This window comes from Nocardioides sp. LS1 (assembly GCF_003865225.1).
GTDB classification, from domain to species: domain Bacteria; phylum Actinomycetota; class Actinomycetes; order Propionibacteriales; family Nocardioidaceae; genus Nocardioides; species Nocardioides ginsengisegetis.
In genome coordinates this window covers 92612-115803 of record NZ_BIFF01000005.1, presented here as the reverse complement: position 1 = coordinate 115803, position 23192 = coordinate 92612, and the positions used below count along the sequence as shown (strand labels likewise).

Sequence of the window (23192 nt, the reverse complement as noted above, 5' to 3'; positions counted from 1 at the left end):
CCGCAACACCCCGATGTGACGCTCGCGACGGGGTGCGGAGCGGCTCAGGGGCTCTCGACTACCCTCGATCCAGTGATCCGCTTCGAAAAGGTCTCCAAGGCCTACCCAGGACAGGGGAGCCCTGCACTCGACCAGGTGACGGTCGACGTGGAGAAGGGCGAGTTCGTCTTCCTCGTCGGGGCCTCGGGGTCCGGCAAGAGCACGTTCCTGCGGCTCGTGCTGCGGGAGCACCGCCCCTCGTCCGGCCGTGTCTACGTCGCCGGCAAGGAGATCAACCGCCTCGCCGCCTGGAAGGTGCCGCGGCTGCGCCGCTCGATCGGCACCGTCTTCCAGGACTTCCGGTTGCTGCCCAACAAGACCGTCAGCGAGAACGTCGCGTTCGCGCTGCAGGTCATCGGCAAGGGCCACAAGGAGATCGCCAGCGTGGTCCCCGAGACCCTCGAGCTGGTCGGGCTGGAGGGCAAGGGCGACCGGATGCCCGACGAGCTCTCCGGTGGTGAGCAGCAGCGCGTCGCCATCGCCCGCGCGTTCGTCAACCGCCCGATGATCCTCATCGCCGACGAGCCCACCGGCAACCTCGACCCCACGACCTCGGTCGGCATCATGAAGCTGCTCGACCGCATCAACCGCACGGGCACCACCGTGCTGATGGCCACGCACGACGCCGGCATCGTCGACCAGATGCGCAAGCGCGTCATCGAGCTCGAGGACGGCCGAGTCGTCCGCGACCAGGCGCAAGGCGTCTACGGCTTCCAGCACTGATCCTCGACCCCGAAGAGAGCCTCTTCCCTCATGCAGCTTCGTTACGTCTTCTCCGAGCTCGGCCAGGGCCTTCGTCGCAACCTGTCGATGCACATCGCGGTGATCCTGACCCTGTTCGTCTCGCTGACCCTCGTGGGCCTCGGCGTCCTCCTCAACCAGCAGGCCGACAAGGCCGCCCAGCACTGGGGCAGCCAGCTCCAGATCACGGTGTGGCTGTGCAAGGACAAGGACGACAACCCCGCCTGCACCGGTGAGGTCACCGACACCCAGAAGCAGGCGATCGAGAAGGTCGTCAGCAGCAGCCCCGAGGTCGCGGGCTACCACACCGAGTCCAAGGAGCAGGCCTTCGAGAAGGTCAAGGAGCTCCTCGGCCCGGACAAGTTCGAGGGCCCCAACCCGGCCGCCACCGCCGCGGACATGCCGCAGTCGGTGTGGATCGAGCTGAAGGACCCCGACCAGTACAAGGGCATCGAGAGCGCCGTGGTCGGCCTCGACGGCGTCTCGGGCATCCGCGACATGCGCGAGGTGCTCAAGCCGATCTACGGCTCGATCAACGCGCTGCAGTGGGGAGCGCTCGGCACGGCCGGCTTCCTGGTGTTCGCCGCGCTGCTCCTGGTCGGCAACACCATCCGGCTCGCGGCGTTCGCGCGTCGCAAGGAGATCGGCATCATGCGGCTCGTGGGTGCGTCCACGATCTACATCGCGCTGCCCTTCCTCCTCGAGGCGCTGGTGACCGCCCTGCTCGGTGTCGCGCTCGCCTCGGGGGCCCTGGGCGCCTTCATGTACTTCGGCATCGACCAGCGTGCCGCGACCGGTCTGAAGTTCATGCCGTGGATCGGAATGCCCGAGTACGTCGTCGCCGTCATCTGCATGGCGATCCTCGGTCCGGTGCTCACGCTGATCCCGACACTCGTGTTGACGCGCAAATACCTCAAAGTCTGATCGCCGCGGGTTACGGTCGAGCCGTTCACTTCCCCGAACATCGAAGGCAGACCGGTGCGCTACTTCCCCCGTGCCGCACGCCATCGCCTCGTGGCGGCCTCCGCGGCCTGCGCGATCGCGATGGGCGCTGTGACAGTCCCTCACGCGTTCGCCGACGACCTCAAGCACAAGCAGAAGCACGTGCAGAGCCAGATCAAGGCCGCCGGCAACGACCTGGACGAGTCCAGCGCCCGCCTGCGCAAGACGTCCGCCGCCCTGGCCAGCGCCCGGACCCAGCTCGCCGGCGCCAAGGGTGAGCTGACCGCCGTACGCGCGAAGCTCGAGGCGGCCCGCATCTACGACAACCAGATGCAGGCCCGCCTCAACGCCGCCGTCGCCCGGCTCGCGTCGGCCCAGGCCGACCTCGTCGAGGGGCAGCAGGCGCTGGACGACCAGCGCCAGAACGTCACCGACACCATCACCTCGATCTACGAGGAGGGTGACCCGCAGCTGCTCGCGTTCTCGGCGCTGCTCGACGCCCAGTCGCCGGCCGACCTGACCCGTCAGGCCGAGATCAAGAACGTCATCGTCGGACGCCAGACCCGGGCCTACGACGACCTGCACGCCGCCGAGGTGCTGCTCCAGGTCCGCGAGGACGAGGTGCAGTCCGCCCGCGACGAGGTGGCCCTGCAGCGCAAGCAGGCCGCCGAGCACCTCGTCACGATGAAGGACCTGCACCAGCAGTCGGTGGACGCCAAGATCAAGGTCCGCGACCTGGTCAACCGCAGCCGCGACGCCCAGCACGCCGCCACCGAGGCACGCCGCCACGACCAGGTCCAGCTCGCGCGGCTGAAGAAGCGCGAGGACCAGATCCGCCAGCAGATCCTCGCGGCGGCCCGCCGCGCCCACGGCGGCTACAGCGGCCCGACCGGTGGCCTCCTGCTGCACCCGGTCAACGGCCCGATCACCTCTCCCTTCGGCTACCGGATGCACCCGATCTACCACTACTGGGGCCTGCACGACGGCGACGACTTCGGCGCTCCCTGCGGCGCGCCCCTGTACGCCGTCAACGGCGGCTCGGTGATGTCGGAGTACTACTCCTCGGTCTGGGGCAACCGCCTCTACCTCAACCTCGGCACCTTCAACGGCCGCAACGTCACCGTCATCTACAACCACCTCTCCCGCTACCGCGTCGGCACCGGTGCCCACGTCGGTCGTGGTGACGTGGTCGGGTACGTCGGCACCACCGGCTGGTCGACCGGCTGCCACCTGCACTTCACCGTCATGGTCAACGGCACCCCGGTCAACCCCGTCACCTGGTTCTGAGCGGAGACGCATCGCTGCCCCAGCGGTGAGCCAGCAACCGAACCCGACCGGGAAATGGTTCACCACCCACCGCCGGGTCGACCCGGCGGTGAGCCATGAACCGACCCGGGCAGGGAAAGGGTTCACAGCTCACCGCTCCCGTTGACCAGGGCGCCCACGCGCGCGGGCGCCATAGCCAGCACCGAGTCGATGGGGAATCGGGTTGCCGGGGTTTGAGAGGATGGCGGGATGCCGAAGGACTCGAAGAAGGACGCGCCGCGCAAGATGGTTGCGCAGAACAAGAAGGCGCGCCACGACTACCTGATCGAGGACACCTTCGAGGCGGGGCTCGTCCTGATGGGGACCGAGGTGAAGTCGCTGCGGATGGGCCGCGCCTCCCTCGTCGACGGCTTCGTCGACATCGACGGCGGCGAGGCCTGGCTGCACGGCGTGCACATCCCCGAGTACGCCCAGGGCACCTGGACCAACCACGCCGCCCGCCGCAAGCGCAAGCTCCTGCTGAACCGCGTCGAGATCGACAAGATCGAGCGCCGGGTCAACGAGAAGGGCCTGACGATCGTGCCGCTGTCGCTCTACTTCGTCGACGGCCGCGCCAAGATCGAGATCGCCCTGGCCAAGGGCAAGAAGTCGTGGGACAAGCGGCACGCCCTCGCCGAGCGGCAGGCCAACCGCGAGACCGAGCAGGCCGTCGGTCGCCGCCTCAAGGGCATGGACTGACCGTCCCGGTGGTCGAGCCTGTCGAGACCGACGCCGCTCCGGTCCGCGCCTTCTGGCAGGACCTCGGGCTGCCCGGGCTCTTCGACGTCCACGTCCACTTCCTGCCCCCGAACATCCAGGAGAAGGTCTGGGCCCAGTTCGACCAGGCCGGCCCGAAGATCGGGCGCGACTGGCCGATCCGCTACCGCGGCAGCCACGAGGAGCGGGTCGAGCAGCTCCGCTCCTTCGGCGTACGCCGCTTCTCGGCGCTGCCCTACGCCCACCGGCCCGGGGTCGCGACCTTCCTCAACGACTGGGCGGCCGGGTTCGCCGCCGCCGTCCCGGAGTCGCTGTGGTCGGCGACGTTCTACCCCGAGCCGGAGGCGCCGTCCTACGTCGCGGCCGCCATCGAGGCCGGCGTCGAGGTGTTCAAGGTGCACGTGCAGGTGGGGGAGTTCCACCTCGACGACCCCGAGCTGGACAAGGTCTGGGGCGTCCTCGAGGACGCCGGCACCCCGATCGTCGCCCACGCCGGCTCCGGCCCGGTCGGCAACGAGTTCACCGGCCCGGGCGCCCTGGCCCGCGTGCTCGACCGGTTCCCGCGGCTCGCGGTCGTGGTCGCGCACATGGGGGCGCCGGAGTACGCCGAGTTCCTCGACCTCGCCGAGCGGCACGAGCGGGTCCGGCTCGACACGACGATGATCTTCACCGACTTCTTCGACCAGGAGGCGCCGTACCCCTCCGAGCTGGTGGCGCGCCTGGTCGACCTGCAGCCCAAGGTGCTGCTCGGCTCGGACTTCCCGACCATCCCCTACCCCTACGCCCACCAGCTGGAGGGGCTCCAGCGGCTCGGGCTGGGGGAACACTGGCTGCGCGACGTGTGTTGGAACAACGGTGAGCGACTCTTCGGGGCCGCTCGTGACGAAAGCCGTTCGTCGTCGGGGCCCCCTGCCCCGTAGACTGGCGGTGAACAACAACTCAAGAGGGGCTGATCGGTTTCGACTTGGGACGTTAGTCCCAGGGGAAGCGGGTCGAGGAGCCAGCGTCATCTCGTAAACGACCGCTGGAACCAATAACTGCCAACGCTAAGCGCAGTTCCTTCGCTCTCGCTGCCTGAGCAGTGATCGAAGCGTCAGACCGGGCATCCGTCTCCGTCCCGGACCCTGGCGTCATCTAGGAGACTTGCTGGTCAACTTCTGTCAGGAGGGTTGACCGGGACTTTTTCCTGACTGAGCCTGTCGGCGACGTGTCTGTGCGAGCGCCGGGGCCGAGAAAAGCGACATCACCGACTGCACCCGGAGAAGACCTGGTTCGACGCTCGAGGACGCGGGTTCGATTCCCGCCAGCTCCACCACACGATCACCTCTTGACGACAACGTGGAGGATCCAGCGCACCCCGTGCGCCGGGTCCTCCACGTTGTTGCTTCTGTCCGCAAAGTTTCCGGTGACTGGTCGCAACCAACCCCGGCGCCCGGGCGTCTCTGGGGTATGACTCTCGGACACCGACCCGCGACCCTGCCCCTTCGACTCGTCGTCGGCGCCACCGCGCTGCTCGCGCTCGCCGCCTGTGGCAAGGAGACCTCGGCCACCGCCGCCGCCTCGGACGACCCGACCTCGCCCGCGCCGACCAGCGCCTCGCCCACGCAGCAGGAGGAGGAGGCTCCGCGGCTGATCTCGTACGCCGGCGGCGAGTCGCCCGGCGTCGAGGTCAAGCAGCGCAGCGACGCGGCCCACCTCACCGGTGCGCCCGCCGACTTCAAGCAGTTCATCGGCGACCTCGCCCAGCAGAACGCCGACGCCTCCAGCTGCACCGACGGCTACGTCGGCGTGACGGTGCAGACGCTGCGCACCGACGGCTTCGCGATCGGCGGCGTCAACGACTGCGGCGGCTACCTGGCCCTGTGGGCCGTCGTCGACGGCCGCTGGAAGGAGGTCGCCGGCACGCAGGAGCTGTGGGACTGCAAGGTCCTCGAGCGCTACGAGGCGCCCAGCGACGTGGTCGGCGACGCGTGCTACGACTACGACGCGCAGCACGAGCGTGCTTACCAGCAGGCGTGAGCCTCACCCCGCGGCGAGCTCCGCGAGGTAGGCGTCGAAGCGGTCGAGGCTGGTCTGCATCCCGGCCTGCGCCTCGGGGGAGAGGTACATCTCCGGCACGTTGGTCTGGTGCGTGACCACCTCGGTGGTCCCGTCGCCGAGGTCGGCGAACGTGACGGTCGTGCGCATCCCGCCCTCCACGTCGGGCTCCTCCCACGAGAGCAGGTCGGGGCGACGTACGTCGACGAAGACCGCCCGCATCGTGTAGGTCGCGCCGTCGGAGTCGTTGACCATGACCGTCTCGAAGACGCCACCGGGACGCAGGTCCACGGTGATGTTGGCCAGGGGTGTGGTCGTGCCGGTCGGCCCCCAGAAGTGGGTGAGGTGCTCGGGCGTGGTCATGCAGTCGAAGACGAGCTCGGCGGGGGCGCGGTGCACCCGGGTGATCGTGAGCTCTCCGGTCTGGACGGTCATTGCTGCTCCTTGAGGTAGTGGGCGAGGCGGTCGTGGCGTTCGGTCCAGGTCGCGCGGTGTCGCTCGATCCAGCCGACGGCGTCGTCGAGGCGGGCCGCCTCGAGGGCGCAGGGGCGGGACTGGGCCGAACGCGACCGCGACACCAGGCCGGCGTGCTCGAGCACCTTCACGTGCCGGGACACCGCCTGCTGGGTGATCGCGAACGGCTCGGCCAGCTCGTTGACCGTGGCCTCGCCCTGTGCCAGCCGCTCCAGGATCGCGCGGCGGGTGGGGTCGGCCAGGGCCGCGAAGACCCGGCTCAGCTCGTCCTCCATGACCGTCATGGCAGGAGCCTAGACACAACCAACTGCTTTTACAACAGAAAAGTTGTAAATGGTGAATGCGGTGTGGACCGGATGGGTCCATGGCCACGATCACCCTGCACGACGGCATCCTCGCCGTCCGGTTCACGAGGTTCGAGAAGCTCGCCGGCCTGGTCCGCGACCTCGCCGTCCCCGTCTCCTCGATCGTGGCGGCGCGCGTCGAGCCCGACGGCCTGCGCGCCGTCCGCGGGCTCCGGGCCCCGGGGCTCGGCCTGCCGTTCGTCCGCAAGATCGGCACGTGGCGCTCGCGAGCCGGCTCGTCCCTCGTGTCCGTGCGCCGCGGCCAGCCCGCGCTCGTGCTCAACCTCACCGGCGCGAAGTACCGCCAGGTCGTGGTCGGCCTCGACGACCCCGCGTCGTACGTCGATCGCCTCCAGGTCTGAGACGCCCCTCAGGCCCGGAGGGAGCCCAGCGTCCGGGTCGCGACGATCGCCCAGGCGGCGAGGAGCGCCAGGTAGAGCACGCCGGTGACGACGGCCAGCATCGGCGCGCCGGTCGCGGCGGCCAGCGCCGACGTGCCGGTCACGACCGTGCCGACCGGGAACGTGAACGACCACCACGCCATCGTGAACGGCAGGCCGCCCCGCGCGGCCGCGATCGTCGCGACGGCGGCGTAGGCAGCCCAGGCCCCGGCCAGGAGCAGGATCGGCAGCCCGTAGCGCAGCCCGAACGACGGGGGCATCGCCCCGCTGACGGACAGGGCGTGGGCCGCGGTGACCGACTGGCCCAGCGGGCCCAGCACGATCCACAGCGTCGGCACCGTCGCGGTCGGGCCGCGCCCGTGGCGGGCGAGCCGGGTCGCCAGGAGGGCCACGACCGGCAGCGAGGCCAGCAGGGCCAGGGCGAACATCGCGACACAGGCTGCCCCGAGCGCGCGCCGGGCCGGGCCGTCGGGCAGGTGGACGAGCAGCAGGGGACCCGTCGCCGCGCTCACCATCGGCGGCACCACCGGCATCAGCCACGTCGCTGTGGCCGCCCCGATCCGGTAGTCGCCGCGTGCGCGGGCGGTCCACGGCACCAGCGCCGTGGTGGCGAGGCCGAGCGCGGTGCCGAGCGTCCACAGCAGTGCGTCGAGCGCCACCGCGGCGTGCGCGCCGAGGAGTGGCTCCCCGGCCAGGACGGCGCCGGCGCCCACCGTCATCAGGGCCATCGCCGGGGCGCCGTAGAAGTGCGCCATGGCGGGGTCGTGCCCGTGGGCGCGGGCGACGTCAGGCCGACGGAGCCAGTGCTGTGCCGTCGCAACGCCGACGGCCAGGAGCACCAGGGCGTCGAGCACCCAGACCACTGCGGTGAGCTCCGCGAGCCCCGGCACCTCGAACGGCAGCGTCGCGCCGGCGGTCGCGACGATGCCCGTGCCCATCACGGTGGCGAACCAGTTGGGCCCGAAGGACTCGAGCACGCTCGGTCGCACGGGAGCGAGCGGACGGGCGGCCAGCAGGGTGGTCATGGCTCCAGCGTGGGCGGCGCACGTCGTCCCGAGTAGCGGTCGCGTTCCTGTGCATACACAGGCAATCCTTGTGACCGGCGTAAGGTCTGTCCTGTGACCCAGCCCCCCAGCCACGTCCCGGACCTGCCGGCCCTCCGGCTGCTGGTCGGCGTGGCCCGGCACGGCAGCATCGGGGGAGCGGCCCGCGAGGCCGGCGTCTCCCAGCAGGCCGCGTCCGAGCGGCTCCGGGCGGTCGAGGCACAGGTCGGGCTCACCCTGCTGCAGCGGGGTGCGCGCGGCTCGCAGCTCACCTCCGCGGGAGTCGTGCTGGTCGAGTGGGCGGGCCGGCTGCTCGACGTGGCCGACGAGCTGGACACCGCCATCGACGGCCTGCGCAGCGCCCGCGGCCGTGACCTGGCCGTGCACGCCAGCATGACCGTCGCCGAGAGCCTGGTGCCGCGGTGGCTGGTGCTGCTCCGGCAGCGCCAGGTCGCCGACGGGCACCGGCCCACAGCGGTCAGCCTGACGGCGGGGAACTCCCGGCAGGTCGTCGACGCCGTACGCCGGGGAGCCGCGCACGTCGGGTTCGTCGAGGGCCTGGACGTGCCGGCGGGGCTGCGCTCACGGACCGTGGCCCACGACCGGCTCGTGCTGGTCGCGCCGCCCGGCACGCCGCTGACCCGGCGCCGCTCACCGCTGGAGCCCGACGAGGTCGCCGAGCTCGCGCTCACCGGCCGCGAGGCCGGGTCGGGCACCCGCGAGGTGGTCGAGGCGGCGCTGGCCCGGCACCGGCTGACCGGGGCCGCGCCCGCCCTCGAGCTGACCACGGCCACGGCCGTGCGCGAGGCGGTCCGGGCCGGGAGCGCGCCGGCCTTCCTGAGCCGACGGGTCGTCGAGCGCGACCTCGCGGCCGGTCAGCTCGTCGAGGTCCCGGTCACCGGTCTCGCCCTCGAGCGGGCGTTCCGTGCGGTGTGGGTCGGCTCGGGCACCCCACCGGCCGGCCCGGTCCGCGACCTGGTCGCGATCGCCCGGACCTCCGACTGATCGGCGCCCGGGTCAGCCGAACTCGCGCCGGGTCAGCCCGGCCGTGGTCGCCGTGGACTCGAGCGCCGCGATGCTGTCGTGGAGGTCGTCGACCTGCTGGCGGACCCGCTCGGTCGCCTCACGGACCCCGGCGAGGTCGTTCTCGTTCAGCGCCTGCTCGAGCCCCTCGGTCGCCGAGGACACCTCGGCGACCTGGTCGCGCAGCACGCCCAGGACGTCGGCGCTGTCCTCCTGGTCGTCGATCTGGCGGCGCAGGAAGGAGGCCTGGCTGGCCAGTCTCCGGCCCGCGGCCCAGAGGTCGACGAAGACCTGCACCTTCGCCCGCAGGATCCACGGGTCGAAGGGCTTGGCGATGTAGTCGGCCCCGCCCGCGGCGTAGCCGCGGTAGGAGTTGCGCTGCTCGTTGTCGGCCGCGGTCAGGAAGATGATCGGCACGTCCTTGGTGCGTGAGCGCCGCTTGATCCGGGCCGCCGTCTCGAAGCCGTCCATGCCCGGCATCTGGGCGTCGAGCAGGATCAGCGCGTAGTCGTCCTTGAGCAGGGCCCGCAGCGCCTCCTCGCCCGACCCGGCGCGCACGAGCGTCTGGTCGAGCGAGCTCAGGATCGCCTCGAGGGCGAGGAGGTTCTCCGGCCGGTCGTCGACGAGGAGGATCTTGGCGCGTTCGGTCATGCGGGGTCCCTGTCCGGAGCGGAACGAAGTGAGCATCCGGATGGGGTGCTCATGAGAGCCACGACCGGAAGACGGAGAGGAGCTGGTCGACGTCGACCGGCTTGGTGACGTAGTCCGACGCGCCGGCGGTGAGGCTGTTGTCGCGGTCGCCGGGCATCGCCTTGGCGGTCAGCGCGATCACCGGAAGGTCGCGGAACGACGGCATCTTCCGGATCTCGCGCATCGCGGTGTATCCGTCCATGCCCGGCATCATGACGTCCATCAGCACCAGGTCGATCTCCGGCTCGCGGCGCAGCGTCTCCAGACCCGCCTCGCCGTTTTCGGCGTAGAGCACGTCGATGCCGTGCTGCTCGAGGGCACTGGTCAGGGCGAACACGTTGCGGACGTCGTCGTCGACGATCAGGATCCGCCGTCCCACGAAGACCTGCTCGCCCTCGCGCGGCTCGGCGGTCGGCACCAGGGCCGGCACCGGTGGGCGTACGTCGGCACGGTGCAGGAACAGCGAGACCGCGTCCAGGACCTGGTCGACCGAGCCCGGCCGCGCCAGGGTGAGCGTCTCGGCGTAGGGCTGCAGGCGGTTGGTCTCACGGGCCGACAGGTCGTCCACGCCGGTGGCCACCACCGGGGTGGCGCGCAGGGCCTTCCGGGAGCGGATCCGCTTGAGCACGTCGAAGCCGCCTCCGCCGCTCAGGCCGAGGTCGACCACGACGCAGTCGTAGGCGTCGCCGTCCAGGGCCGTGGTCGCGTCACTGGCATTGCCAGCGACCTCGACGTCGATCCCCTCGAGGGTCGAGACCCGCTCGGCCACCGCCGACGCGTCGCCGGCGGCCTGCTCGGTCACGACGAGCAATCGGCGGTGCGCGGTGTTGAGGAAGACGTCGACGCGTTCGAGCGCGGCGTCGAGCCGGGCCCGGGTGATCGGCTCCTCGAGCACCCCGAGCGCGCCGGCCACGAGGCCGTCACGGGCGTCCTCGACGGCGCCCGGCGCGTGGGTGACCACGGTCGGGATCAGCCGGGTCGTCGGGTGTCGCTTGAGTCCGTGCAGGAGCGAGCTGCCGTCGTGGGTCACCATGTCGCCCCCGACGACCATCGCAGCCGGCACGCGCTGGTGGGCCACGACCAGGGCGTCGTCGGCCTGCAGCGTCGCGACCACCTTGTAGCCGTGGCCCCGGCCGATGTCGACCGCCGCGCGGGCCACGTCGGCCTGCGAGAGTGCGACCAGCAGGACGCGGTCACCCTCGTGGATCGCGGGCTCGTCGTCGACGATCACCTCGTGCATGAGCTCGGCGGCCGAGGGCTTCTCCGCCTCGGGCGTCGCCTCTTGCCGCGGGCCGGCTGCCTCCGGCTGCGGCGCCCGGCTGCCGTCGTACCGGACGGGCAGGTAGAGGGTGAACGTGCTGCCGCGTCCGGGGTCGCTCTCGACGTGGATCTCGCCGCCGATCAGGCGGGCGATCTCGCGGCTGATCGACAGGCCCAGGCCGGTGCCGCCGAACTTGCGGCTGATGGTGCCGTCGGCCTGCTGGAACGCCTCGAAGATCGTGCGCAGCTGCTCGGGTGCGATGCCGATGCCGGTGTCGGAGACCTCGAAGGCCAGCACGTGCTCGGCGGCGGTGAGCGGCGCCATCTGGAAGCGCTCCTCGCCGGCGTGCCGGATGGCCAGGGTGACGTTGCCCGCGGAGGTGAACTTCACCGCGTTCGAGAGCAGGTTGCGCAGCACCTGCTGGAGCCGGTGCTGGTCGGAGTAGAGCGTGCGGGGCACGTCGGGCGCGATCTCGACGGTGAAGTCGAGGTCCTTCTCCGCGGTGAGCGGGCGGAAGGTCGCCTCGACGTACTCCACGATCCCGGCGACGGCGATGTCGGCGAGGTGGACGTCCATCTTGCCGGCCTCGACCTTGGACAGGTCGAGGATGTCGTTGATCAGCTGCAGCAGGTCGGTGCCGGCGCTGTGGATGGTCTGCGCGAACTCCACCTGGCGGCTGTTGAGGTTGCCGTCGGGGTTGTCCGTGAGCAGCTTGGCCAGGATCAGCAGCGAGTTGAGCGGGGTGCGCAGCTCGTGGGACATGTTGGCCAGGAACTCCGACTTGTAGCGCGAGGAGAGGGCCAACTGCTCGGCGCGGTCCTCCAGCGCCCGCCGGGCGTCCTCGATCTCGAGGTTCTTGATCTCGATGGCGCGGTTCTGGCGCGCGAGCAGCCGCGCCTTCTCCTCCAGCTCCGCGTTGCTCTGCTGGAGCTCGCGCTGCTGGGTCTGCAGCTCGCCCGACTTGTTCTGCAGCTCGCCCGCGAGCCGCTGGGACTCCACCAGCAGCAGCTGCGTCTGCGAGCTCGCGATGATCGCGTTGAGCGAGACGCCGATGATCTCCATCAGCTGCTCGAGGAACTGCATGTGCACGGTCGTGAACGGCGAGAACGACGCCAGCTCGACCACGCCGAGCACCTGCTCCTCGAAGACCACCGGCAGGATCGCGATCTCCAGCGGCGGTGCCTCCCCGAGCCCGGAGGAGATGCGGAGGTAGTCGCGGGGCACGTCGGTGATCCGCACGGTGTGCCGGGCGACGGCGGTCTGCCCGACGAGGCCCTCGCCGAAGCCGAAGACGTCCGGCACGCTCTCCCGGCGGCGGAAGCCGTAGGACGCGATCCGGCGCAGCGAGTCGCCCTCGGGACCGGACTCGGTGAGGAAGAAGGAGCCCTGCGTGGCGCCGACCAGCGGCGTCAGCTCGCTGACGATCAACCGCGTCACGTCGAGCAGGTCGCGGCCACCCTGCATGTGGCCGGTGAAGCGTGCCAGGTTGGTCTTGAGCCAGTCCTGCTCCTGGTTGGCCCGCGTCGTCTCGCGCAGGTTGTCGATCATCTGGTTGAGGTTGTCCTTGAGCTCGGCCACCTCGCCCTCGGCCTCGACGGTGATCTGCTGGCTCAGGTCGCCCTGGGTCACCGCGGTGGAGACCTCGGCGATCGCCCGGAGCTGGGTGGTGAGGGTGCCGGCGAGCTGGTTGACGTTCTCGGTCAGCTTGCGCCACGTGCCGGAGACGTCGGCCACCTCGGCCTGGCCGCCGAGCTTGCCCTCGGTGCCGACCTCGCGGGCCACACGCGTGACCTCGTCGGCGAACGACGACAGCTGGTCGACCATCCGGTTGACGGTGGTCTTGAGCTCGAGGATCTCGCCGCGGGCGTCGACGTACGTCTTCTGGGTCAGGTCGCCGTGCGCGACGGCGGTGGTGACCAGCGCGATGCTGCGCACCTGGCTGGTCAGGTTGCCGGCCATGGAGTTCACCGAGTCGGTGAGGTCCTTCCACGTGCCGGCGACGCCGCGGACGTGGGCCTGGCCGCCGAGGATGCCCTCGGTGCCGACCTCGCGGGCCACGCGGGTGACCTCGTCGGCGAACGCGCGCAGGGTGTCCACCATCGCGTTGATGGTCGAGGCCAGCGCGGCCACCTCGCCGCGGGCCTCGATGGCGATCTTCTGGCTCAGGTCGCCGCGCGCGACCGCGGTGGAGACGGCGGCGATGCTGCGCACCTGGCTGGTCAGGTTGGAGGCCATGGAGTTCACCGAGTCGGTGAGGTCGCGCCAGGTGCCGGCGACGCCGGGCACGCGCGCTTGGCCGCCCAGGATGCCCTCGGTGCCGACCTCGCGGGCCACACGCGTGACCTCGTCGGCGAACGACGACAGCTGGTCGACCATGGTGTTGACGGTGCTCTTGAGCTCGAGGATCTCGCCGCGGGCGTCGACGGTGATCTTGCGGGTCAGGTCGCCGCTCGCGACCGCGGTGGTCACCTCGGCGATGTTGCGGACCTGGCTGGTGAGGTTGGCCGCCATCATGTTGACGTTCTCGGTCAGGTCCTTCCACGTGCCCGACACGTCGTGCACGTCGGCCTGGCCGCCGAGCTGGCCCTCGGTGCCCACCTCGCGCGCCACGCGGGTGACCTCGTCGGCGAAGGACGACAGCTGCTGGACCATGGTGTTGACGGTGCTCTTGAGCTCGAGGATCTCGCCGCGCGCCTCGACCGTGATGGAGCGGGTCAGGTCGCCGCGCGCCACGGCGGTGGTCACCTCGGCGATGTTGCGGACCTGGGCCGTCAGCGTGCCGGCCATGAAGTTCACCGAGTCCGTCAGGTCGCGCCACGTGCCGGAGACACCGGGCACGGCCGCCTGGCCGCCGAGGCGCCCCTCGCCACCGACCTCGCGGGCCACGCGCGTGACCTCGTCGGCGAAGGAGGACAGCTGGTCGACCATGGTGTTGACGGTGGTCTTGAGCTCGGCGAGCTCGCCACGCACGTCGACGGTGATCTTCTGGCTCAGGTCGCCGCGCGCCACCGCGGTGGTCACCTGCGCGATGTTGCGCACCTGGTTGGTCAGGTTGGAGGCCATGGAGTTCACCGAGTCGGTGAGGTCCTTCCACGTGCCGGCGACGCCGGGGACGTCGGCCTGGCCGCCGAGGATGCCGTCGCTGCCGACCTCGCGGGCCACACGCGTGACCTGGTCGGCGAAGGAGGACAGCTGGTCGACCATGGTGTTGACGGTGCTCTTGAGCTCGGCGAGCTCGCCCTTCACGTCGACGGTGATCTTCTGGCTCAGGTCGCCGCGCGCCACGGCCGTGGTCACCTGCGCGATGTCACGCACCTGCGCGGTCAGGTTGTCGGCCATGTAGTTCACCGACTCGGTGAGGTCCTTCCACCGACCCGCCACGCCGGGCACGTCGGCCTGGCCGCCGAGCATGCCCTCGGTGCCCACCTCGCGGGCCACGCGCGTGACCTCGTCCGCGAAGGTCTGCAGGGTCGCGGTCATGGAGTTCAGCGTCTGCGCCAGCTCGGCCACCTCGCCGCGCGCGGTCACGGTGATCTGCTGGCTCAGGTCGCCCCGCGCCACCGCCTGGGCGACCGAGGAGATGCCGCGGACCTGGCTGGTCAGGTTGGAGGCCATGATGTTCACCGAGTCGGTGAGGTCCTTCCAGGTGCCCGACACGCCGCGTACGTCGGCCTGGCCACCCAGCCGCCCCTCGGTGCCCACCTCGCGGGCCACGCGCGTCACCTCCGATGCGAAGGACGACAGCTGGTCGACCATCCGGTCGACGGTCTGCTTGAGATCGGCCATCTCGCCGGACACCTCGACGGTGACGGTCTTGGACAGGTCGCCGTTGGCGACCGCGGTCGTGACGAGGGCGATGTCGCGGACCTGTGCGGTCAGCCGCGACGACATCGCGTTGACCGCATCGATGAGGTCGCGCCAGCTGCCGTCGGCGTTGCGGACGCGGGCCTGGCCGCCGAGCTTGCCCTCGGTGCCGACCTCGCGGGTCACGCGGGTGATCTCGGTGGAGATCCCCGAGAGCTGGTCCACCAACCCGTTGACGCTGCGCGCCAGCCGGAGCGGCTCGCCGCGCAGGGGCTGGCCGTCGAGGTCGACGTCCATGCGCTGGGTCAGGTCGCCCTCGGAGACGGCCGCGACGACGCGAGCCAGCTCGCCGGTCGGGCGCACCAGGTCGGAGACCAGCGCGTTGGCCGACTCGATGGCCTTGCCCCACGCGCCCTCGCCGACGCCGGACTGGAGCCGCTCGGAGTGCCGCCCCTCGCGACCGGCGACCCGCTGCACGCGGTTGAGCTCGCTGGTCAGGTGCTGCTGCCGCTCGGCGATCTCGTTGTAGACGATGGCCAGGTCGGCGGCCAGGCCGCTGCCCGAGATCGGCAGCCGCTTGCGGAAGTTGCCGTCCCGCATGGCGTTGAGCGCCTCGAGCAGACGACGCAGCTGGACCGGGTCGACGCCGTTGTCCTCGGTGGGCGTGGCTCGACGGGTTGCCCGCCCCCCCGAGACCCTCGTGGCGGACGTGGTGCTGGGCATGAGGGGTCCTCCTCGGTCTCGGCCGTGCGCCTGAGACGGCAAGTCTGTCACCATGTGCGAAGCACGCCTACCTCTTCGAGGCCACATGTCCGCTCTTCCCCAACGCGCCCGGCGCAGCTTCGTCGCTGACCCACGCTCCGTCGGCCAGGCACGGCGTTTCGCGCGCGAGCTGCTGGAGGAGTGGGGCGCGCCCGAGCTGATCGACAACGCCGCGCTCGTGGTCAGCGAGCTGGTGACCAACGCCGTGGTGCACACCGGCACGACCGCCGTCGTCGACCTCCGCCTCGACGCGGCGTCGTTGCGTGTCGAGGTCGCCGACCAGCACCCGACCCGCACCCTGCCCACCGGGACGAGCACGCCGCCCGCGGACGCCGAGGGCGGCCGCGGCCTGATGATCACCTCGTCCCTGGCCTCGTCGTGGGGCGTCGAGTACACCCCGGTCTCCAAGCGCGTCTGGCTCGTCTGCGACCGCGAGCGCTCGCCGGGCCGACAGGGGCCGCCCGCGCGAGCCCGGCAGTCCGTCGCGGTGCACGGGACCACCGTCGGCGTGGTCGAGCTGGCCGGCGACGGCACCGTGGTGGCGTGGAACGCCGACGCCACCGGACTCTTCGGCTGGCAGCCCGAGCAGGTCGTCGGCCGGGCCTTCCACCAGCTGGTCGACCCGGTCGCGGGCGAGCGCCCGCCCGAGGGCCCGGTCACCACCGACACCTGGCAGGGGGCCTACGCCCTGCTCTCCCCGGAGGGCGCCCCCATCCCCGTCTTCGCCTCGCACGCGGCCAGCAGCCACGGCGACGGCTCGTCGGTGCTCCTCGTGCCGGAGGAGCGCCGGGCCCTGATCGAGCACCCGGCCCGCGCGCAGTCGACGGCTCCGAGGCGCGATGCCGACCCGCTCCGGCTGCGCAACGACGCGCTGCTCAGGCTCGCGGTCGACGACTACCTCCCGCTCGCCACCGAGCGGGTGCGCGACGCGCTCGACGCGGACGCGGCGTACCTCCTCATCGGGCACGAGGTCGACGACGCCTTCGAGGTGGTCGCGGTGAGCGGGCTGCCCGACACCCTGCGCGGCACCCGGCTGGTGGCGGGGGAGCCCGGCATCCCGGACCCGCGCAGCCCCCATCTGCCGGTGCTCGTGGAGGACGCGGCCAGCACGACGGTGCGGCTGCTGGAGGGCACCTCGGCGCGCTCGCTCGTGGCCGTGCCCGTGGTCGCGGCGGGTCGGGTGATCGGGTCGTTGGGTGTCGCCTCGGAGTCCCGGCACGGCTTCAGCGACGACCAGTGCGTGCTGCTCCAGCAGCTCGCGGACTCGCTCGCCCTGGCCGCCGACCGGGCCCGCCTCCAGGCCTCCGAGCGCGAACGGCGGGGGTGGCTGACCTTCGTGGCGGAGGCGGGCGACCTGCTGGCCGCCTCGCTCGACCAGGAGATGACGATGGCGATGACCGGCCACATCGTCGTGCCCCGGCTGGCCACCTGGTGTGCGGTCTACCTCGACGACGACCGCGGTGAGCCGGTGCTCCAGCAGGTGTGGCACGCCGACGAGCGGCTGGTCGAGGACCTGCGCAACTCGCTGGCCAAGGCGCGCCCCGACGAGCTCGAGGGCACCGAGGACGCCGTGCTCGCGGGCGAGCTGACCACGCTGCGCCTGGTCGCGCGCGGACGTGGCTTTGGGCACCTCACCCTGGGCCGGCCCGCCGGCAACCCGCTGCGCGACGACGTCAAGCTCGTGACCGACTCGATCGCGCGACGGGCGGCCCTGGCCATCGACAACGCCCGCGCCCACGGCGCGCTGATGAGCACCGGCCAGGCCCTGCAGAACAGCCTGCTCCCGCCGTCGCTCCCCGACGTGACCGGCCTCGACGTCGGCGTCGTCTACGCCGCGGCGGGCGAGGGCACGGCCGCCGGCGGCGACTTCTACGACCTGTTCCCCCTCGACGCGGGCACGTGGTGCTTCGTGGTCGGCGACGTCTGCGGCACCGGTGCCGAGGCGGCGGCGGTGACCGGGCTGGCACGGCACACGATCCGCGCGCTGACCCGTGCCGGCTTCCCGGTCGCCCCGATGCTCGAGCGGCTCAACGCGGCGATCCTCGACGAGGGGGAGCGGTCCCGCTTCCTCACCCTGGTCTGCGGGATCTTCCGCATCTCGGGGGGCCGGCTGCACCTCAGCCTGGTCAACGCCGGTCACCCCGCGCCGTTCGTCACCGCCGCCGACGGCAACGTTCGGCGGATCGGTGCGCCCCAGCCGCTGCTCGGCGTGCTCGACCGGGTCGACTACCTCGCCGAGGAGCACGTGCTCGAGCGGGGCGAGCTGCTGGTCGCCCTGACCGACGGGGTGCTGGAGCGCCGCGACGGTAGGCGCATGATCGATGACGAGGGCGTCGTGGCCGAGCTCCGGCGGGCCGGTGACCTCCCCGCGCAGACGGTGGCCGAGCGCGTACGCCGCCTCGTGGTCGAGTTCGCCGACGTCCCGCCCAGCGACGACATGGCGATCCTGGCGCTGCGGGTCTCCGGCTGATGGAGGACTGCGTCTTCTGCGGCATCGTGGCCGGCGAGCACGAGGCCGAGGTGGTGCTGGCGACCGACGACTTCGTGGCGTTCCTCGACCAGCGCCCCGTGTTCAAGGGCCACGTCCTCCTGGTGCCGCGCCAGCACGTGGTCACGCTGCCGGACCTGCCCGCCGAGCTGCGCGACGGGTTCCTGGCGGCCGCCCAGCGGATCGCCGCGGCCGTCGTCTCTGGCCTGGGCGCCCAGGGGTCGTTCGTCGCGGTCAACAACACCGTCAGCCAGTCCGTGCCGCACCTGCACCTCCACGTGGTGCCCCGGACCAAGGGCGACGGCCTCCGCGGCTTCTTCTGGCCGCGGACGAAGTACGCCGATCCCTCGGACCGAGACCACTACGCGGGCCTGCTGCGGGCCGCCCTAGAGTGACGACCGGTCCACCGCACTTCACCACCGAGCAACACTGAGGAGTCTCACCATGGGTCGTTTCGACGGGCGCGTCGCAGTCGTCACCGGAGCCGCACGCGGCATCGGGTTCGGCACCGCCAAGCGGTTTGCCGAGGAGGGCGCGGCAGTCGCGATCATCGACCTGGACGAGACCACCGCGGCCGAGGCGGCCGCGAAGCTGGGTGCCACGAAGGCCATCGGCATCGGCTGCGACGTGGCCGACGCGGCCTCCGTCGACGCCGCGATCGCCCGCGTCGTCGAGGAGCTCGGCGGCATCCACATCCTCGTCAACAACGCCGGCATCACCCGCGACAACCTGCTGTTCAAGCTGACCGAGGACGACTGGGACATGGTCATGAACGTCCACCTCAAGGGTGCGTTCCTGATGACCAAGGCCGCCCAGAAGCACTTCGTCGAGCAGAAGTACGGCAAGATCCTCAACCTCTCCAGCGTCTCCGCGCTGGGCAACCGCGGCCAGGCCAACTACTCCGCCGCGAAGATGGGCATCCAGGGCTTCACCCGCACGCTCGGCATCGAGCTCGGCCCCTTCGGCATCAACGCCAACGCGATCGCCCCCGGCTTCATCGCCACCGAGATGACCGACGCCACCGCCGCCCGGCTCAAGATGGACGTCGAGGAGTTCCGCCGGCTCAACGCCGAGGCCAACCCGGTCCGCCGCGTCGGCTTCCCCGAGGACATCGCAGCCGCAGCCGCCTTCCTGTGCAGCGACGAGGCGTCGTACATCACCGGCCAGACGCTGTACGTCGACGGCGGCGCCAAGCTCGGCTGACGCCCGGGTTCCACGTGGGGCTGGTCACGCCGCCCCGCGTGGAGACCGCCTCCGGGTTTGATTTCCGGCCCGCGGGGCTGTCTAACGTGCCCGGATGCCTACCTCCACACGCATGCGCTCCCTCGTCGCGGTCCCGATCGTCACGGCCGGCCTGCTGGCCGGCACGATGTCGATCGCCCCGGCCGCCGACGCGGGTGGCGCGCACCACCGTCATCACACCTGGCGCTACTGGCACATCCAGAAGGGCCGCCACATCGCGCTGAACCAGATCGGCGACCCCTACGCCTACGGCGCTGCCGGGCCGGGTCGCTTCGACTGCTCGGGGCTCATCTACTACAGCTTCCGCAAGGCGGGCTTCCGCCACGTGCCGCGCACCTCGGACGCGCAGGCCGCCCACATGCGCCACATCAGGAAGCGGGACATGCGTCGCGGTGACTTCATGTTCTTCACCGACGGCGGCGGGGTCTACCACGTCGGCATCTTCCTGCGCTGGGTCGACGGCCGCGCCCTGATGCTGCACTCGCCCCAGGAGGGCGAGCGCGTGCGCCGCGAGCACCCGTGGACCACGCGGTGGTTCGCCGGCACCCTGCGTGGCCTCTGACACAAGCGCGAGGAGGACCCGTCGGTGCTCTGGTACGTTCGCCGACCGGGTCCTCCCGGGCGCGCCTCCCCATGGTCGACGGGGCGCGTTGCACACTTGAAGTCGACCAGATCACTAGACGAACGGAGCTCCCCCGTGCGCCGTGCCCACCTGTCCGCCTCGGTCCTGCTCGCCGCGAGCCTCCTGCTTGCCGGCTGCGGCGGGGGAGACTCCTCCTCCTCGGGCGATGACACCCCGGCCTCCCAGCAGATCGCCGGCGGCTCCACGCTCGACTCCACCTGGCCGCTCACCGGCCTGGAGGTCAGCGGCGACGCGAGCGCCTCGACCAGCCACCCGGTGCTCGTCGCGAAGATGGACAACACCTACTCCAGCGCCCCGCAGCTCGGCCTGAGCCACGCGGACATGGTCGTCGAGGAGCTCGTCGAGGGCGGCCTGACCCGCCTCGCGGCGTTCTACTACTCCGACATCCCCGGTGTCGTCGGCCCGGTCCGCTCGATGCGCGCCAGCGACATCGGCATCGTGTCCCCGGTCAAGGCCGACGTGGTGACCAGCGGTGCGGCGGCCCGCACGATCGCCCGCATCAAGGGCGCCGGCATCACGTTCTTCGGCGAGGGCTCGCACGGCTTCGCGCGCGACAACTCGCGGCACGCGCCGTACAACCTGTTCGCCAACCTGACCGACGTCGCCTCGACGATCAAGCAGGACGACGCCCGCCCCGACGACTACCTCCCGTGGGGCGACGAGAAGGACTTCCCGAAGGGGCAGCCCGCCACGTCGATCGCGGCGACGTTCTCCGGTGGTCACACGACCAACTGGGTCTACCAGGGCGGCGGCTACGTCAACCAGAACACCTACGCCGCCAAGGGTGACGAGTTCCCGGCCGACACCGTGCTGGTGCTCCGCGTGGAGGTCGGCGACGCCGGCTACCTCGACCCGGCCGGCAATCCGGTCCCGGAGACGAAGTTCACCGGCAAGGGCGACGCGATGATCTTCCACGGCGGCCACCTCGTGCGCGGCACGTGGACCAAGAAGGACCTCGGCTCGCCGCTCGAGCTGTCCACCCGGGCCGGCAAGCTGACCGTGCCCGCGGGCCACACCTGGATCGAGCTGGTGCCGGCCAAGACCGGCGACGTGACGTTCACGAAGTAGCCCGACCGCGCGGCCGTACGCCGCGAGACCACACCGGACGGCGGGGCCGTCGAGTCACTTCGACTCGATGACCTCGCCGTTCGGCAGTTCCACGCCGGACGCGGCCAGCGCCTGGAAGCCGGCCAGGATGAAGCCGATGGCCGTCTCGACCCGGCCGGCCGCCGCGATCGGGTCCTCGGCCCCCGCGACGGACTCGCCGGCCGAGGACATCGCGCCGAAGAAGATCCGCGCGAACGTCTGCTGCATGGCCTCGTCGAGCTTCCATTTGCCGGCGCTCAACACGGCCTGGACGATGTCGAGGACGTTGGCGAAGGTCGAGCGCTCCTCCTGCTCGCGGTAGCGCTCGTAGCCCAGCACGGCCGGGCCCTCCTGGATCACGATCCGCCGGTAGCGGGGCTCCTGGACGACCTCGAGGAACGCGCGCAGGCCGGCGATGGCCTTCTCCCACGGGTCCTTGTGCCCTTTGAGGGACCTCTGGATCGCCCGGGCGGCGTCGGTCTCGACGCGCTCGAAGACGGCCTCGAAGAGCGCCTGCTTGCCGCTGAAGTGGTGGTAGAGCGCGCCCTTGGTGACCCGCGCGCCGGCGACGATCGCGTCGAGCGAGGCGTTGGCGTAGCCCAGCTCGGTGAACAGCTCCTCGGCGACGTCGACCAGCGCCCGCTTGGTCGAGGCGGAGTACTGCTGCCGCCGGCTGGCCCCGACGTGGGGGACCTTGGGGACCAGCTTGGACACCGAGGACTTGGTCATCCCGGCAGTCTAGGACCGACTGACGGTACGGGTGGCCGGGATCACGCGCGTCGGAATTGCATACTCTTGGTATGGATCCGTACTCTGAGTACGTACCAACGGTATGTAGGTGAAAGCCCCAAGGAGCCGACCATGACCTGGAAGTCCTTCCACCGACGCGGAGAGGTTCTCCGCACCGTGATCGCCGCAGCGGACACCCGACGCGACGGCACCCTCCCTCTTGACGTCGACGGCGTGGCCGAGACGTTCCCCGACGCGCTGAGCCTGCTCGGCGCCCTCCAGCTGCGCTGGCACACCCGCCTGTCGGGCCGCATCGAGCGCGAGCTGATGAACCAGCCGATGGACCTCGAGCAGGCCGTGGTCACCGCGTGGCAGCAGACCGCCGAGGAGCTCCCCGGCGTCCGTTCGATCGTCGATCACTACCGCGACCAGCCCCTCGACGAGGGGATGGCCGTGGCGATGGCCAAGGCCGCGGCCAAGGAGCACGTCCTCCTCGCCGTGATGGCCGGCCGCGCCGGCGCCCACGACGAGGTCTCCGCCGCTCGTGAGGGCGCCCGGATCGAGGCCTCGGCCCGCGCGAAGTACCGCCCGTTCCGCCAGTTCACCCAGCACGCCCCCGAGCCCGGCATCCTCGACCGGATCCGGGCGGCGCTCGCAGCCTGACACCCCCCGACCAGGCAGCCCCGGTTGCCGACGCACTCGCGGTCCTCCCGCCGCGAACTCCCTCCCTCGCGTCGGCCTCCGGGGCTGTCGTCCTTCCCGATCCGGCCCCCTGATTGGGGGATCCGGGCGGCAGGCGCCGTGCTGGTGCGGGATGATGGAGCCATGAGCGAGGCACGCGCAGGGATGCTCCTGGTGGCCACGCCTGCGCTCCTCGACCCCAACTTCGCCGACACCGTCGTGCTCCTGCTCGACGTCGACGAGAACGGCGCCCTCGGCGTCGTCCTCAACCGGCCCTCGGGGGTCCCGGTGGCCGAGGTGCTCGCCGACTGGGGCGACGTGGTCGCCGAGCCCGAGGTGCTCTTCCACGGCGGTCCCGTCAGCACCGAGGGCGCCCTCGCGGTGGCGCTGCTGCGCGCCGACGACGACGTGCCCGTCGGCTTCCGGGCGGTCGACGGGGCCGAGGGGCGGCTGGGCCTGGTCGACCTCGACACCCCGGTCGAGCTGGTCGACGGGAGCCTCGACGGGCTGCGGATCTTCGCCGGGTACGCCGGGTGGGGAGCCGAGCAGCTGGAGGGCGAGATCGAGGAGGGCAGCTGGTACGTCGTGCCCGCGCTGGCCCCCGACGTGTTCCGCTGCGACCCCACCGACCTGTGGCGCGACGTGCTGCGCCGCCAGCCCGGCGAGCTGGCGTGGAACTCCACCCGACCCGTCGATCCGGATCTGAACTGACGGCGTTTCTGAACTACAGTTGCTCCTCG

The 23192-nt window shown here is 71.3% G+C and carries 21 protein-coding genes and 1 other RNA gene; 16 read left to right on the top strand and 6 right to left on the bottom strand.

The genetic code is table 11. The features are described from left to right. Positions 1-72: 72 nt before the first annotated feature. The 7 genes from ftsE (at position 73) to EJF31_RS14725 (ending at position 5763) form a co-directional block, all read left to right on the top strand. Entirely contained in the window at positions 73-762 is a 690-nt protein-coding gene (ftsE, locus tag EJF31_RS14755) for a cell division ATP-binding protein FtsE (protein ID WP_125037917.1), read from the top strand. A gap of 30 nt (positions 763-792) precedes the next feature. Continuing rightward, complete coding sequence (gene ftsX, locus EJF31_RS14750) at positions 793-1704, top strand: permease-like cell division protein FtsX (RefSeq protein ID WP_125037916.1); 912 nt, start codon at positions 793-795, stop codon at positions 1702-1704. 54 nt (positions 1705-1758) lie between these two features. Continuing rightward, positions 1759-3009: a M23 family metallopeptidase gene (locus EJF31_RS14745; protein WP_125037915.1), complete on the top strand. Its 1251-nt coding sequence runs from the start codon at positions 1759-1761 to the stop codon at positions 3007-3009. A gap of 228 nt (positions 3010-3237) precedes the next feature. Beyond that, positions 3238-3726 carry an SsrA-binding protein SmpB gene (smpB, locus tag EJF31_RS14740; RefSeq protein WP_125037914.1) on the top strand — a complete coding sequence of 163 codons (489 nt, stop codon included), beginning with the start codon at positions 3238-3240 and terminating at the stop codon, positions 3724-3726. Between the two features lie 8 nt (positions 3727-3734). After that, positions 3735-4664 (top strand): amidohydrolase family protein, encoded by a 930-nt coding sequence (locus EJF31_RS14735; protein ID WP_125037913.1) that lies wholly within the window; start codon positions 3735-3737, stop codon positions 4662-4664. Positions 4665-4689: 25 nt separating this feature from the next. Next, positions 4690-5059, top strand: a transfer-messenger RNA (tmRNA) gene (gene ssrA / locus EJF31_RS14730). A gap of 134 nt (positions 5060-5193) precedes the next feature. Continuing rightward, positions 5194-5763, top strand: coding sequence for a hypothetical protein (locus EJF31_RS14725; RefSeq protein WP_125037912.1), 570 nt, complete (start codon positions 5194-5196; stop codon positions 5761-5763). A 3-nt stretch (positions 5764-5766) separates the two neighbouring features. Here EJF31_RS14725 and EJF31_RS14720 read toward each other — a convergent pair whose 3' ends face one another. Both EJF31_RS14720 and EJF31_RS14715 read right to left on the bottom strand, forming a co-directional pair. Then, complete coding sequence (locus tag EJF31_RS14720; RefSeq protein WP_125037911.1) at positions 5767-6216, bottom strand: SRPBCC domain-containing protein; 450 nt, start codon at positions 6214-6216, stop codon at positions 5767-5769. After that, positions 6213-6539, bottom strand: coding sequence for a helix-turn-helix transcriptional regulator (locus EJF31_RS14715; protein WP_221767592.1), 327 nt, complete (start codon positions 6537-6539; stop codon positions 6213-6215). Before EJF31_RS14715 ends, EJF31_RS14720 begins: the two co-directional genes overlap by 4 nt. Before the next feature lie 80 nt (positions 6540-6619). Between EJF31_RS14715 and EJF31_RS14710 the strand changes: the two genes are divergently transcribed. Beyond that, positions 6620-6961: a hypothetical protein gene (locus tag EJF31_RS14710; RefSeq protein WP_125037910.1), complete on the top strand. Its 342-nt coding sequence runs from the start codon at positions 6620-6622 to the stop codon at positions 6959-6961. Positions 6962-6969: 8 nt separating this feature from the next. Here the strand turns inward: EJF31_RS14710 and EJF31_RS14705 are convergent, their stop codons facing one another. Continuing rightward, positions 6970-8025: a C4-dicarboxylate ABC transporter gene (locus tag EJF31_RS14705; protein ID WP_125037909.1), complete on the bottom strand. Its 1056-nt coding sequence runs from the start codon at positions 8023-8025 to the stop codon at positions 6970-6972. A 93-nt stretch (positions 8026-8118) separates the two neighbouring features. Here EJF31_RS14705 and EJF31_RS14700 point away from each other — a divergent pair, with 93 nt between their 5' ends. Next, complete coding sequence (locus EJF31_RS14700; protein WP_125037908.1) at positions 8119-9048, top strand: LysR family transcriptional regulator; 930 nt, start codon at positions 8119-8121, stop codon at positions 9046-9048. 12 nt (positions 9049-9060) lie between these two features. On the opposite strand, the gene EJF31_RS14695 is transcribed toward EJF31_RS14700, so the two are convergent. Continuing rightward, complete coding sequence (locus EJF31_RS14695) at positions 9061-9717, bottom strand: two-component system response regulator (RefSeq protein ID WP_125037907.1); 657 nt, start codon at positions 9715-9717, stop codon at positions 9061-9063. A 49-nt stretch (positions 9718-9766) separates the two neighbouring features. After that, the gene (locus tag EJF31_RS14690; protein WP_125037906.1) at positions 9767-15544 is read right to left on the bottom strand and encodes a HAMP domain-containing protein; all 5778 of its coding nucleotides are present in this window, start codon (positions 15542-15544) and stop codon (positions 9767-9769) included. Between the two features lie 85 nt (positions 15545-15629). Here EJF31_RS14690 and EJF31_RS14685 point away from each other — a divergent pair, with 85 nt between their 5' ends. The 5 genes from EJF31_RS14685 (at position 15630) to EJF31_RS14665 (ending at position 21024) form a co-directional block, all read left to right on the top strand. Further along, positions 15630-18053, top strand: coding sequence for a SpoIIE family protein phosphatase (locus EJF31_RS14685; protein WP_185736290.1), 2424 nt, complete (start codon positions 15630-15632; stop codon positions 18051-18053). Then, positions 18053-18466 (top strand): HIT family protein, encoded by a 414-nt coding sequence (locus tag EJF31_RS14680; RefSeq protein ID WP_125037904.1) that lies wholly within the window; start codon positions 18053-18055, stop codon positions 18464-18466. Before EJF31_RS14685 ends, EJF31_RS14680 begins: the two co-directional genes overlap by 1 nt. Before the next feature lie 49 nt (positions 18467-18515). Beyond that, a complete protein-coding gene (locus tag EJF31_RS14675; RefSeq protein ID WP_125037903.1) occupies positions 18516-19274 on the top strand; it encodes an SDR family NAD(P)-dependent oxidoreductase in 759 nt (252 codons plus the stop codon). 94 nt (positions 19275-19368) lie between these two features. Then, positions 19369-19875: a C40 family peptidase gene (locus EJF31_RS14670; protein WP_125037902.1), complete on the top strand. Its 507-nt coding sequence runs from the start codon at positions 19369-19371 to the stop codon at positions 19873-19875. A gap of 135 nt (positions 19876-20010) precedes the next feature. Further along, entirely contained in the window at positions 20011-21024 is a 1014-nt protein-coding gene (locus EJF31_RS14665) for a DUF3048 domain-containing protein (RefSeq protein ID WP_185736289.1), read from the top strand. Positions 21025-21078: 54 nt separating this feature from the next. Here the strand turns inward: EJF31_RS14665 and EJF31_RS14660 are convergent, their stop codons facing one another. Further along, complete coding sequence (locus EJF31_RS14660) at positions 21079-21771, bottom strand: TetR/AcrR family transcriptional regulator (protein ID WP_125037900.1); 693 nt, start codon at positions 21769-21771, stop codon at positions 21079-21081. A 132-nt stretch (positions 21772-21903) separates the two neighbouring features. On the opposite strand from EJF31_RS14660, the gene EJF31_RS14655 reads away from it, so the two are divergent. Continuing rightward, the gene (locus tag EJF31_RS14655; protein WP_125037899.1) at positions 21904-22434 is read left to right on the top strand and encodes a hypothetical protein; all 531 of its coding nucleotides are present in this window, start codon (positions 21904-21906) and stop codon (positions 22432-22434) included. A gap of 162 nt (positions 22435-22596) precedes the next feature. Beyond that, positions 22597-23163: a YqgE/AlgH family protein gene (locus tag EJF31_RS14650; RefSeq protein ID WP_125037898.1), complete on the top strand. Its 567-nt coding sequence runs from the start codon at positions 22597-22599 to the stop codon at positions 23161-23163. The last annotated feature ends 29 nt before the right edge of the window (positions 23164-23192 follow it).

Excerpts from the sequence above, each read along its gene's own strand:
- ftsX (WP_125037916.1), top strand. The coding sequence starts at position 793 with ATGCAGCTTCGTTACGTCTTCTCCGAGCTCGGCCAGGGCCTTCGTCGC.
- smpB (WP_125037914.1), top strand. The coding sequence starts at position 3,238 with ATGCCGAAGGACTCGAAGAAGGACGCGCCGCGCAAGATGGTTGCGCAG.
- EJF31_RS14725 (WP_125037912.1), top strand. The coding sequence starts at position 5,194 with ATGACTCTCGGACACCGACCCGCGACCCTGCCCCTTCGACTCGTCGTC.
- EJF31_RS14720 (WP_125037911.1), bottom strand. The coding sequence starts at position 6,216 with ATGACCGTCCAGACCGGAGAGCTCACGATCACCCGGGTGCACCGCGCC.
- EJF31_RS14715 (WP_221767592.1), bottom strand. The coding sequence starts at position 6,539 with ATGACGGTCATGGAGGACGAGCTGAGCCGGGTCTTCGCGGCCCTGGCC.
- EJF31_RS14710 (WP_125037910.1), top strand. The coding sequence starts at position 6,620 with ATGGCCACGATCACCCTGCACGACGGCATCCTCGCCGTCCGGTTCACG.
- EJF31_RS14705 (WP_125037909.1), bottom strand. The coding sequence starts at position 8,025 with ATGACCACCCTGCTGGCCGCCCGTCCGCTCGCTCCCGTGCGACCGAGC.
- EJF31_RS14695 (WP_125037907.1), bottom strand. The coding sequence starts at position 9,717 with ATGACCGAACGCGCCAAGATCCTCCTCGTCGACGACCGGCCGGAGAAC.
- EJF31_RS14690 (WP_125037906.1), bottom strand. The coding sequence starts at position 15,544 with ATGCCCAGCACCACGTCCGCCACGAGGGTCTCGGGGGGGCGGGCAACC.
- EJF31_RS14685 (WP_185736290.1), top strand. The coding sequence starts at position 15,630 with ATGTCCGCTCTTCCCCAACGCGCCCGGCGCAGCTTCGTCGCTGACCCA.
- EJF31_RS14680 (WP_125037904.1), top strand. The coding sequence starts at position 18,053 with ATGGAGGACTGCGTCTTCTGCGGCATCGTGGCCGGCGAGCACGAGGCC.
- EJF31_RS14675 (WP_125037903.1), top strand. The coding sequence starts at position 18,516 with ATGGGTCGTTTCGACGGGCGCGTCGCAGTCGTCACCGGAGCCGCACGC.
- EJF31_RS14670 (WP_125037902.1), top strand. The coding sequence starts at position 19,369 with ATGCCTACCTCCACACGCATGCGCTCCCTCGTCGCGGTCCCGATCGTC.
- EJF31_RS14660 (WP_125037900.1), bottom strand. The coding sequence starts at position 21,771 with ATGACCAAGTCCTCGGTGTCCAAGCTGGTCCCCAAGGTCCCCCACGTC.
- EJF31_RS14655 (WP_125037899.1), top strand. The coding sequence starts at position 21,904 with ATGACCTGGAAGTCCTTCCACCGACGCGGAGAGGTTCTCCGCACCGTG.
- EJF31_RS14650 (WP_125037898.1), top strand. The coding sequence starts at position 22,597 with ATGAGCGAGGCACGCGCAGGGATGCTCCTGGTGGCCACGCCTGCGCTC.